This window comes from Streptomyces sp. NPDC037126, from assembly GCF_055605965.1.
Genome location: NZ_JBVJTD010000002.1, coordinates 43709 through 54424 on the forward strand (window position 1 = coordinate 43709; position 10716 = coordinate 54424).

The window sequence follows — 10716 nt, forward strand, 5'->3', positions numbered from 1 at the left end:
CACAACAAGGAGACCGAGCCGTGCCGACACCCGAGGAACTGTTCGCTGCCGTCGCCCATGACCTGTCGGTCTGCGGGCTGACGAGCCGCCTGGTCGAACGCTCGCCTGGCGCTGGTGACCCGCGCTACTGGCGGCAACTCGTGGTGGACGGCGTTCCGGTGGGGTACCTGGAGTTCAACGCGGACCTCGACGCCGAGGTGCAGGTGGAGATCATCGCCGGGCACACCCAGGACGCCGTACTGGAGCACCTGCCGTCTCTCGGCAGCAGCCGGGCATGGCCGGCTTGCCGGTCCGGCCACCCCCACCCCATGCGGCTGGTCCCCGCCGCGGACTCGGATCCCGACAGCGGGCCCCGCTGGGTGTGCCCCGCTGATCCCTCCCTCCGGTGGCCGGTCGGCGGGCACCCCGGCATCCCCGGTCGACCAGCCGCCTGAGCCGGTCGGAGGTGAGCGGAGGGAACGAACTCCTGCCAGCCGGGTTCCCGTTTCGCCGGGAGCCCGGCGGCTGGGGCCTCCGCCCGGTACCGACGTAGCGAGACCGGTCGTAGGCGGCGCTCGCCGCGCACGAGAGCGAGACGTCGGGACGGCGCCGCCGCTGGGGCGGCATCTACGCGGGCGAGAGCGAGTCTTCGCCCTGCCGGAGGCGATGGAGGGGATAGGCATCGGCCCCACTCCACGAGACTTCCTGGAGCAACTGCACCGGGCGTTGATCCGTCACACCGGTGGCAGCTTGGCGGACGACGTGGCGATGATCCTGGCGGACCGGTTCGACGGCCTGCCGGAGGCACCTTCCGGGGGGGGCAGACGTAGGGTGATCGTCGCTGTCGGGAGCGAAACCTCGACTCGGGGGTCCTCCGAACCGGAGCACGGCTCGCCGTCACAGCGACGGCGTCGGTCAGAAAATCGCAGGTCAGGGGCGATGGGCGGTTTCCGGGTGGGCGGGCCACCAGAAGCGGCGTCCGGTGATCAGGACCAGGGCGGGCACCAGCACTGTGCGCACGAGCAGGGTGTCGAGGAGCACGCCTATGCCGACGATGATCCCGATCTGTGTGAGGGTGATCAGCGGGAGCACACCGAGGACGGTGAACACTGCTGCGAGCAGGATGCCGGCACTCGTGATGACACCTCCCGTGGAGGCGAGCGCCGCGAGGACGGCCCTACGGGTGTCATGCCCGGCCAGGGTCTCCTCTCGTGTTCGGGCGATGAGGAAGATGTTGTAGTCGACGCCCAGCGCGACAAGGAACAGGAAGGACAGGAGGATCACGCTGCTGTCGAGGGCGGGGAAGTCGTAGACGGTCCGGAAGAGCATCCAGCTTGCTCCCAGCGAGGCGAAGAAGGAGCCGACCACCGTCGCGACCAGCAGGATGGGCGCGACGAGAGCGCGCAACAGGATGGCCAGGACGGCGAACACGATCGTGAGGACCAGGGGGACCACGACCTTGGTGTCGTGGGCGTCGGCCTGAGCGATGTCGTACGTTTCGGCTGTGGTGCCGCCGACGAGGGCGTGTGCTCCGGGGATCTTCGCCAGGCGTGCGCGGAGGGCGGTGATGGCCTGGTTTGAGCCGCTGGTGCCGGCGGCTTCTCGGAGAACGACGTCCGTGCTGGTCCACTGCGCCGCGCGTTGCCCTGCTGTCACCTCGGAGACGCCCGGGACACGGCGGGCCGCGCGGGCGACCTGTTGGGCGGTGGTCGGTGTGGAGATCACGGTGAGGGGTTCGGTCGCGCCGGCGGGAAGGACGGTCTGCAGGCTGCGCTGCCCCAGGACGGCTTCGGGCGTCTTGCGAAAGGAGTCGGCCTGGGACAGACCGGTTCGCAGGCCGAGCACGCCGGAAGAGAGGACGAGGAGCACGGCGATGCCGACCGTGGCCACCCACACGGGGCGGCGGCCGACCAGAGAACCGACCCTGGCCCAGCCGCTCGCGCCTTCCGCGGTGACCGGCTGGCCGAGTTTCGGCGTCACGGGCCAGAACAGCCATCGGCCGGGCAGGACAAGGACGGCGGGCAGAACCACCAGGCCGAAGAGCATGGCGACCAGGATGCCGACGGCTCCGGCGAAGCCCAGGCCGCGGTTGCCCGTGAGCTCGGCGGCCAGCAGGGTCAGCAGGCTGAGGACGACGGTGACGCCGCTGGCGAGAACGGCCGGAACGGTGGCGCGCCAGGCGCGGGCCATGGCGGTGAAGCGGTCTTCGTGCAGGCGCAGTTCGTCGCGGTAGCGGGAGACGAGGAGGAGTGCGTAGTCGGTGCCGGCACCGAAAACGAGGACGGAGAGGATGCCTGCGGCGGACGCGTCGACCGTGACGCCGAAGTGCGGGGCGAGTGTGCCGACCAGAACGCTTGCCGTACGGTCGCCCGCGCCGACGACCAGCAGCGGTACCAGCCACAGGATCGGGCTCCTGTAGGTGATCAACAGCAGGACGGCGACGACGCAGACGGTCGCGATCAGCAGGTTGGTGTCGGCGCCGTCGAAGACCTTGCCGAGGTCGGCTTTGAACGCCGGGGCGCCGGTCACCTGGGCCTGGAGGGAGGTGGGCAGGTCGCGGCGGGCCGTTGCGCGGATGGCGTCGATCTTCTGGGTGTTCTCCTGATCGCTCCGACTGCTGCTGAGGGGAACGGCGATGACGGCGACCTTCCCATCGAAGACGTTCGGGTGTGATGCGCCGGGGCGCAGGCCGAGCTTTCCGAGCGCAGTCGCCTGGCGCTCGATGGCGGCTGTCTGAACAGCGGTGAGAGGACTGCCGTCACGGTTGCTGTAGACGACGAGAGCGGGTGCCACGGAGCCGGACGGGGAAGAGCTGACGATCCGCGCGACCTGAGCGGATTGTGAATCGGTGGGCAGGCCCGCCCCTGTGTTCCGTGTGGTCGTTGCGTCGGATGGACCGAGGCTGAACGCGGCGCCCAGGGCGGTGATCGCCAGCACGACGACCAGCAGGGCGAGACGGACGGGTCGCCTGGGCCTTCGGCCGGTTGCTCGGGGTCCTCCGACGAGGGAGGGAGCGTCAGGTGCGGCAGGCTGAGGCGAGCTGGTGGGCACGACGCACTCCAGATAGTTAAGTTACTTAGCTACTTTCAGCGTGCCAGACTGTCCGACATGGCGCAACAGCGATCCACGGGAGGCCCGGGCAGGCCTTCGCAGGCCCACGCAGAGGCAGCTACCGGGCGGGGCTTCGAGATGAACGAGCCGCCGCACGATGAGCTGTCCGATGCACTGCGCGACGTGCTGACCTTGACCCAGCTCGCCCGGCTGGAGCTCGCCGAGCAGCTCGCCATGCCCCTGACGGACGTGGAAGCGATGGAACACGTGGTGATGGCGGCCCGAGCCGACGAGCAGATCGGGCCGGCGGAGCTGGCCCGGCGCCTGCGCGTGACGTCGGCCGCCGGCACACAGACGGTCCACCGCCTGGTCGCCGAAGGCCACATGACGCGCAGCCGGCACCCCGGAGATGGACGCCGGCAGGTCCTCGACGTCACCGACCAGGGTTTGCGGCACGTCATGGGCGCGCTCGTCCCGCTGCTGCAGATGCTCTTCGACGCCGGGCAAGAGTTGTCCGAGCAGGACAGGGCCGGCGCGCTGCGCTATCTGACGAACCTGTCCCAGGCCTACCGGCGGTTCCTGGAAAAGGACAGTGAGGGAACACCATGACCATGTGGGTGACGCGACCGGACGGCGGCCGTCCGGAGGGCCGCAGCTGCACACACATCGCCGTTGCGGCCTCAGCAACTGTGCCTTACGGCGACGTGTGCCTGGAGTGCGTTGCCCTTGGGCACGAGGGGCAGGGAGCGCGAGTCTGCCTGGCCTGCGGCCACATCGGTTGCTCCGACAGTTCGCCAGGTGCCCATGCCACCGCTCATTACGAAGCAAGCGGGCACCCTCTCGTCCGCTCCGCGGAGCCGGGCGAGGTGTGGGCCTGGTGTTACGTCGACGAGGTGTATCTGGAGCCACGCGACGCCTGATCAGCGCGCCAAGAGCACGACATCCACGCCACACCGCGTGCCCCGGGATCCGGCATCCCGGGGATGGGTGCCGTGCGGGAGGCTCAGGCACCTCCCGCACGGCGGGCGTCTCAAATGCCGTATATCCGCAGCTCCCACAGGGAGATGCCGTACGAGGTGGCGCGCTGCCTGCCGAGGACGCGCACGTAGCGGCCTGTGCCGGACACGTTGTAGCTCTGCGCCCCGCCCGCGCCGTCGGTGACGGTGGCCAGGTCCTTCCATGTGCGGAAGTCCGGGTCGTCGGAGACCTGGATCTCGAACCCGGAGGCGTAGGCCGTCTCCCAGTTCAGGGCGACCTGGGAGATGTCATGGCTCGCCCCGAGGTCGACGTTGATCCATTGCCCGTCGCAGAAGCAGCTGCTCCAGCGGGTGCCGGTGTTGCCGTCGACGGCCTGGGAGGCCGGGTAAGAAGCGCTTTCCGTGGAGGAGGCCCAGACATCGCGCCCTTGCGACAGCAGAGTCCCGCCGCCGCTGCCGCTCGCCTTGGTCGTGGCCGTCACGGCAGCCGATTTCACCGAGATGTTGCCGGCCGCGTCGTAGGCGGACACGGTGTAGGTGTAGCCGGTTGAGGCGGCGAGGCCGGCGTCGGTGAAGCTGGTGCCGGTCGCTGCGCCCACCTTGGAGCCGTTGCGGTAGATGTCGTAGCCGACCACGCCCACGTTGTCGGTGGAGGCCGACCATGACAGTGAGGCGCTGGAGGAGGTGGTGGAGGTGACGCCCAGACCTGTGGGAACGCTGGGCGCGGTCGCGTCGTTGCCGGCTCCACCACCGTGGGGATCGTAGGAGAAGGAGTTCACACCCAGGCCGGGTCCGCCGACCCAGGGCTCGAAGCCGAACTGCACACTGGTCATGTACCAGGACGGGGACAGGTAGCCTCGAACAGCGGAGTCGTCGGTGAAGTCCTTGATGTTCACGGTGACTGCGTCGGTGGTCTGCCGCCGGACGTAGGAGACGGTGTTCCAGGCCGGGTTGCTGCCTTGACGGCCGTACCAGACGTCCCAGTCGGCGCCCTCGATGGTGACGGTGCCGACTTTGGAGCCGAACGGCTGGGGCGGCCCGGCGTGGTCGGCCCAGATCATCAGCTCCTCCCCGTTGTTCTGCCCGCCCGGGTCCGGGTTGGTGTCGAACCAGATGTCATAGGAGGCGTCCCACTGTCCACCGGCGGTCGTGAAGTTCACGCTGGAGGTGGGAGCGGTGAACGACGAGACCTGCTGCGGCAGGCCGTTGCCGGTGGAGCAGTTCCCGTAGTGGCAGCCGGCGTAGATGGACGGATAGGCGGCTGGCGCGCCGCTGCCGGCGAGGTTGTGGTACCCGGAGGTGTACTGGAACCCGTCGTCGGTGACGTCGATGCACTGTTGTATCGAATCGCCCCACTCGTTGTTCTGGACGATGTACTTGCCACCCGAGACGGACGTGCTGCCGAACTTGTCGCAGATGGGGGTGGCCGCGTGCGCGAGCGGCGGAGTGATCAGGGACATGACAGTAAGCAGCAGGGCGGCCAGTAGTCCGGTCAGTGCCGCGCTGCGCCTGCCGAGGTTTGCGGGGAATCCGAGCACGGAGATCCTTTCGGTCACCGGCCGCAGCGGGGTGCGGCCGGGTGGGGGGAGGGGGCTCGGCCGGGTGTGGAATCACCTCTGCGACCGGTCCGTGTCGGCGCGGTTCCTTCCGTGGATGGGGGTTCGCTCACCCGGGAAGTGCCGGCGCTGGGACCCGCGTTGTTCGACCTCTCACGTCGCGGTGCAGGTCAGCGCGGGTTTGTCGTTGGTGCCGCTGTAGGCGGCCTGGAGGCCGAAGGCGGTGCTCCTGCCCGCTTCGACGACGCCGTTGTAGGGCGCGGCCGCGACGCTGACCCCTGCGGCTGCCTGCGTGTACGTGCCGTTCCACAGGCTGGTGATCTTTTGGTTCCCCGGCCAGGTCCACGTCACCGTCCACGACGTGGTGGAGGCCGAACCGGTGTTGGTGACCGTCACATCGGCGGTGAAGCCGCCGCCCCAGTCGTTGGTGGCCGTGTACGTGGCAGAACATCCTGTTCCGCTTCCGGTACCGCCACCCGCGGCCGTGGATACGGTCACCGCGTCGGAGGGGGCGGAGACGTTGCCGGCCGCATCGCGAGCCGTGACCTTGTAGTCGTACGTCGTGGAGGCCGACAGTCCTGTGTCGGTGTACGAGGTGCCGTCGACGGAGGCGACTTTCGTACCGCCGCGGTAGACGTCGTACCCGATGACACCGGTGTCATCCGTGGAGGCCGCCCAGGAGAGGGAGACGCTGGTACTGGTGGTGGCCGTCGCCCGCAGGCCCGTGGGCGCGGACGGCGGGACGGTGTCGCCTCCCGTGCCCGTGCCACCGATGACCGGGTAGGCGTTCTGGACCAGTTGCTGGAACTCGGCGCCGAACCACTGGCCGGCGGGTACGTCGTGGCCGGGGATCGCGTCGGTGGGGTAGGTTCCGCCGTTTCCGTCGGTCTGAGTGCCGGACGGGTCGCAGTGCGGGTCGCCGTGCTGGTGGGAGCCGCCGGGGTAGTCGCCGTCCGACTCGCCGGGTGGTTTGATCCAGACGAACGCGATGATCGGGCTGCCCGAACCGTAGGGCTCCGTCTTCGGTCGGCTGCCGATTCCCGCGCCGTCGATGTTGCACCAGTCGCCGCGGAAGGGCCGCCGGTCCACTCTGTTGGCCGTGACGTAGTCGTCGGCACTGCCCGGCGTGGAATCCAGCCGCGTCGGCCGGTGGGGTCCGCCCCAGCCGTTGCGCGAGGTGTCGATCAGGAAGCCGATGCGGCTCGGGAAGCCGGCCGACACGAGTGCCGCGTACATGGCGTTGTCGTAGTCGTACTCGTCGAAGTACGGGTTCCACTGGTAGAAGTTCGCCGACTTCACAGGATTGCCGCCGACCGTGAGTGACGGATCGGTCAGGAACGGCTCCTGGGTGGGCGTGTAGTTGGCGGTGTCGCTGACGAACCCGTCCACGCTGTCGAAGCCGGCGCTGGTCGCCTTGACGACCTTTGCGTACTCCCGGGCTGCCGGGCCCATGTTGCTCTGCCAGCCGAGCCAGGCCGAGTGCGCGATGTCCATGTACGTGTAGACGTTGGGGATCGCGTGCAGTTTGTCGAGTGCGTACGTGACGCCCTGCTCGTAGTAGGGCGTTGCCGTGGCGCAGGCCGGCTTGCTCTGATTGGTGACCGCGTTGGGCAGCGAGTCGGGTTCGATGACGGTGGCGATCCGCAGATCGCCGTACTTGGCGTTGCCCAGGATCGCCGCGACGGGATCGATGTACTGCCTCTCGTACTCGTCCAGTCCGGCCGCGGTCGCCGGCAGCTCACCGTTGGAGGCGAGCGCCGCGCAGTCACGCCCGGGCAGATCGTAGATGACGACCTCGACCACGACCGGCGAGGCACCGGCCTTCGCTGCGGCCTCGTCCAACTGGGCCCGCAGACCCCGGTGGGTGCTATCACCGGAGATGGCCCCGATGTGATCCATCCAGATGGCGGTCTGATACCCGGCCACCTGAGCCTCCGCGGCACCGAGGGCGCCTCCGTCGGCCGTGGCCTGGGCGTGCACCTCCGCGACGTAGTCGGGGTTCAGATAGGGCGTGGCACCCACATACGGGTTCGCCACATGGAGGGCGGCGGCCTGTGCGGCTTGGTTCCCCCAGCAGGGCACGAGTGCGGCCCCGGTCATCGCGGCCGTGACGACGGCCGCTCTGATACACCCTGGCAGTGGTAATCGCACTGTCGTTCCTTCCGGTCGGGTCCAACGCATGGGAGCGCTCCCACACATAAAGCCAGAAGGGTTCCAGGTCGTCAACGGGTGACGGAGTGTTTACTTCCTGAAGCCGGAAACGGTTTACCGACAGACGCTGCCCGTCGGGGGCAGGGTCTCCTCCCGGTCCCCCGCTGTGCTCGTTGCGGGACGACGACTGCCAAGTCCCCTACCGGTGTCGGGCGAACCTCAACGCTCTGGGCCGCAAGTGACGATGACGCCATGAGGTTTCTGCAGAATAAGGTGGAGCGCAACGCTCTGATCAGGGCGGCAATGCACGAGGACGCCTGGGAGGGCGACCTTCCCATCGAAGAGGTCCTCGCCATCGATGGCCTGCCCGACTCCCTCAAGGCCGCCTGCCGGCCGCACATCGACCAAAACTCGCCCGCTGGATGACCTGTTACCCACTCGATCACCTGAACGTTCCTCACGCACGAGGGGCTCGGCCGTCATGTCGGCCGAGCCCCTCGACGCGGGCTCATGTACGGGTCGGGTCACCATCGGTACCAGCGGCCCCGGCCTCCGCCGGCGCTGGTGGAGCGCATGACGAAGCCGAGGAGCCACAGGACCAGGACGGCGACGGCGACCCACCAGAGAATCTTGATCGCGAAGCCGGCGCCGAAGAGGAGCAGTGCGAGAAGCAGAACGAGCAACAGGGGAACCATTTTATCGACCTCCTGCACCGCCTTCTTCCCTGGAATTCTGTCGCCATTCACCGACGCCACGTTGTTTGTGAAGGGAGTGCCGGGGCACAAGCGGATCACCGCGACAGCGGACCGCAACTACGAGGAGGCGCTTTTCCATGACTGCCCACGAGAAGGCCAAGGCAAAGACCGAGCAGGCCGAGGGCACGGCCAAGGAAGCCCTGGGAAGTGCCGTCGGTAACGACCGAATGGCCGCTGAGGGACAGATGAAAAAGAGCACGGGTGACGCTCGCGAGGCCAAGGAAAAGGCCAAGGACGCCTTCAAGCACTGACTCGTCCTGGTCAGCGCGGACGAGAAAGGGGCCCTTCCGGGAGCACGGCCGGGAGGGCCCTTCGTCGCGTAGTGGGAGTATCCGTCCCATGAAGGTTGCGGACCGCCGCGGAGCGCTGGTACCCGTCCGGACCCACTGTGTGTGGACCCCACGGTGTGGGGTTTGGCGCGGTCGGGTGGTCATACCATGTAAAGCTGCTTGCGCGCCGGTTCCCCGGGTAGGGCGATGGGACATGGGTGGCACCCGCACCACCCTGATCTCGTCGAAAGTGATGCGCTCGTGACTCTTCCCGACAGCGCCGACGACCGCGCTGAGGGCTCGGGTGCAGATCCGAGCGCAGACGCGTACGAGATCGCCGATGCCGTGGAACGTCTTACGGCCCTGTGGTCCATGGCTGCCCAGAAGGCGGCAGTGCGTTTGTCCCTTCACCAACTGCGGGCGCTTCGGGCCCTGGAAGCGGCACCGGAGGTGAATCTTACGGGCTTGGCGGAAAGGCTGGACATAGGGCTTCCCACCGCCAGCCGTCTCTGTGACCGGCTGGAGGCGGCGGGAATGCTGGAGCGGTCACTGCACCCGCGCAACCGCCGCGAGGTGCTGCTGACGCTCACGGGTCAAGGACGCCACGTTCTGGGAGAAGTGGCCCGTCGGCGTTCCCAGGCCCTCACCGCGGTACTCGCGGCCATGGAACCGGCGGAGCGATCGGCGCTGATCCGTGGCATGAAGGCCGTCAGTCGCGCATCGGATGAAGCCCCTCCCCCGCCGCCGAAGGCGACCTGAGTTCGACCACTCCGCCGGCCTCTGAGATCGTCCCGGCATCGCGGCCGCTCCAGTCGAGGCACACGACGGCGGCGTCGGAGAGGAGAGCTTCGCCCTCGACGTGTTCGATCAGGCCGGCGACGACCGAGCGTGCCGCCTCGTGCGGCGAGGTCTGTCGAGTCGCGCCCAGGACCTGGCGCAGGACGCTTTCCCCGAACGTCTCGCCGGTCGCTGACCTGGTGCCGTGGACGCCGGTGCTGATGACGACCAGGCGGTCGCCCGCCTCGACGTGGAAGGTCTGCTCCTCGTACAGGGTCTCCTCGAACATGCCGAGAGGCATCTGTGCCTCGAGCTCGATGCGCTCGATCGTGGCGCCGCGCTGACGATAGAGCTGCGGGGACCCGGCGTCCACGGCGCTGACCGTGCCGGTGTCGAGGTCGAAGCGCAACAGAAGCGTGGAGGCGTACACCTTGCCGCCGTACTGGGAGAAGACTGCCTGGTCGGCGAGGCACGCCTGGTCCGCGAGGCCGATGCCGGCGCGACGGGCGTTGCGCAGGGCGCCGACGGTGAGACTGGTGAGCAGGGAAGCCTCGATGCCCTGGCCCATGCCGTCGGTGACGGTCAGGGTGAGGTGGTCGGCGCTGGTGGACCAGTCGAAGTTGTCGCCTCCGATGGCATAGGCCGGCTCCAGGTGAGCGCCGATGACGTATTCGTCTCGGGCGCACCCTCGGCCGGGAAGGAGTTGCCACTGCATCTCGGCGGCGAGGGTGAGACGGCGGGTACGGCGGGCCATGAGGTACAGGTCGGTGTCCCGGCCGGCGGTGGCGATCTCGTGGCCCAGAGCAGTGGTGAACTCCCCGAGTCGCAGTACCGTGCCCGGATCGGCGCAGGCGCCGGGCACGCGGACGGAGAGCACACCGAGGCGGTCACCGCGTACGGACATGGGCAGGTGAACCAGTTGCGTGGCCGGGTCGGTGGTGACTTCCACCACCGGTTTCTGCGTGGTGAAGGCGGTACCGGCGGGGCCGTCGTGGGCGGAGACCGGATCGCCGGTGTGCGGCAGGTGCGTGACGGGTTGCAGTACCGTCAGGCCGTAGTCGGCGAGGAGGAGAGTCACCTGCCCGGCGCCGAAGCGCTCCGTCAGCAGACGGCCGGCGGTGGCCACCAGGGCGTGTGGGGGAACCGCCCGCAGCCGGGCTTCCGCGGACGGGGCCTGCTCCGAGGCGTTCACGGCGTCTCC

At 68.7% G+C, this 10716-nt stretch carries 11 protein-coding genes; 6 read left to right on the forward strand and 5 right to left on the reverse strand.

What is annotated here, in order from left to right:
• Positions 1-20 precede the first annotated feature (20 nt).
• Entirely contained in the window at positions 21-434 is a 414-nt protein-coding gene (locus ACZ7FF_RS05200) for a hypothetical protein (protein ID WP_470809653.1), read from the forward strand.
• Between the two features lie 475 nt (positions 435-909).
• Here the strand turns inward: ACZ7FF_RS05200 and ACZ7FF_RS05205 are convergent, their stop codons facing one another.
• Entirely contained in the window at positions 910-3030 is a 2121-nt protein-coding gene (locus tag ACZ7FF_RS05205; RefSeq protein ID WP_470809655.1) for an MMPL family transporter, read from the reverse strand.
• Between the two features lie 138 nt (positions 3031-3168).
• Between ACZ7FF_RS05205 and ACZ7FF_RS05210 the strand changes: the two genes are divergently transcribed.
• Positions 3169-3639, forward strand: a complete 471-nt coding sequence (locus tag ACZ7FF_RS05210) for a MarR family winged helix-turn-helix transcriptional regulator (RefSeq protein WP_470809656.1) — start codon at positions 3169-3171, stop codon at positions 3637-3639.
• 2 nt (positions 3640-3641) lie between these two features.
• Entirely contained in the window at positions 3642-3950 is a 309-nt protein-coding gene (locus ACZ7FF_RS05215) for a UBP-type zinc finger domain-containing protein (protein WP_470810568.1), read from the forward strand.
• A gap of 110 nt (positions 3951-4060) precedes the next feature.
• Here the strand turns inward: ACZ7FF_RS05215 and ACZ7FF_RS05220 are convergent, their stop codons facing one another.
• The gene (locus tag ACZ7FF_RS05220) at positions 4061-5563 is read right to left on the reverse strand and encodes a GH12 family glycosyl hydrolase domain-containing protein (protein WP_470809658.1); all 1503 of its coding nucleotides are present in this window, start codon (positions 5561-5563) and stop codon (positions 4061-4063) included.
• Between the two features lie 153 nt (positions 5564-5716).
• On the reverse strand, positions 5717-7663 hold the full coding sequence (locus ACZ7FF_RS05225; RefSeq protein WP_470809659.1) for a glycoside hydrolase family 6 protein: 1947 nt from the start codon (positions 7661-7663) through the stop codon (positions 5717-5719).
• A gap of 303 nt (positions 7664-7966) precedes the next feature.
• Here ACZ7FF_RS05225 and ACZ7FF_RS05230 point away from each other — a divergent pair, with 303 nt between their 5' ends.
• On the forward strand, positions 7967-8140 hold the full coding sequence (locus tag ACZ7FF_RS05230) for a hypothetical protein (RefSeq protein WP_470809661.1): 174 nt from the start codon (positions 7967-7969) through the stop codon (positions 8138-8140).
• 98 nt (positions 8141-8238) lie between these two features.
• Here the strand turns inward: ACZ7FF_RS05230 and ACZ7FF_RS05235 are convergent, their stop codons facing one another.
• Entirely contained in the window at positions 8239-8409 is a 171-nt protein-coding gene (locus ACZ7FF_RS05235) for a hydrophobic protein (RefSeq protein ID WP_390748732.1), read from the reverse strand.
• 137 nt (positions 8410-8546) lie between these two features.
• Here ACZ7FF_RS05235 and ACZ7FF_RS05240 point away from each other — a divergent pair, with 137 nt between their 5' ends.
• Positions 8547-8720 carry a CsbD family protein gene (locus ACZ7FF_RS05240; RefSeq protein ID WP_470809662.1) on the forward strand — a complete coding sequence of 58 codons (174 nt, stop codon included), beginning with the start codon at positions 8547-8549 and terminating at the stop codon, positions 8718-8720.
• Between the two features lie 225 nt (positions 8721-8945).
• A complete protein-coding gene (locus tag ACZ7FF_RS05245) occupies positions 8946-9497 on the forward strand; it encodes a MarR family winged helix-turn-helix transcriptional regulator (protein ID WP_470809664.1) in 552 nt (183 codons plus the stop codon).
• On the opposite strand, the gene ACZ7FF_RS05250 is transcribed toward ACZ7FF_RS05245, so the two are convergent.
• On the reverse strand, positions 9448-10707 hold the full coding sequence (locus ACZ7FF_RS05250; RefSeq protein ID WP_470809666.1) for a PP2C family protein-serine/threonine phosphatase: 1260 nt from the start codon (positions 10705-10707) through the stop codon (positions 9448-9450). The genes ACZ7FF_RS05245 and ACZ7FF_RS05250 overlap by 50 nt on opposite strands.
• Between the last annotated feature and the right edge of the window lie 9 nt (positions 10708-10716).

What these genes read in the sequence shown, in the direction of transcription:
- ACZ7FF_RS05225 (WP_470809659.1), bottom strand. Translation starts at nt 7,663, where the DNA reads ATGACCGGGGCCGCACTCGTGCCCTGCTGGGGGAACCAAGCCGCACAG.
- ACZ7FF_RS05240 (WP_470809662.1), top strand. Translation starts at nt 8,547, where the DNA reads ATGACTGCCCACGAGAAGGCCAAGGCAAAGACCGAGCAGGCCGAGGGC.
- ACZ7FF_RS05245 (WP_470809664.1), top strand. Translation starts at nt 8,946, where the DNA reads ATGGGACATGGGTGGCACCCGCACCACCCTGATCTCGTCGAAAGTGAT.
- ACZ7FF_RS05235 (WP_390748732.1), bottom strand. Translation starts at nt 8,409, where the DNA reads ATGGTTCCCCTGTTGCTCGTTCTGCTTCTCGCACTGCTCCTCTTCGGC.
- ACZ7FF_RS05210 (WP_470809656.1), top strand. Translation starts at nt 3,169, where the DNA reads ATGAACGAGCCGCCGCACGATGAGCTGTCCGATGCACTGCGCGACGTG.
- ACZ7FF_RS05230 (WP_470809661.1), top strand. Translation starts at nt 7,967, where the DNA reads ATGAGGTTTCTGCAGAATAAGGTGGAGCGCAACGCTCTGATCAGGGCG.
- ACZ7FF_RS05215 (WP_470810568.1), top strand. Translation starts at nt 3,642, where the DNA reads ATGTGGGTGACGCGACCGGACGGCGGCCGTCCGGAGGGCCGCAGCTGC.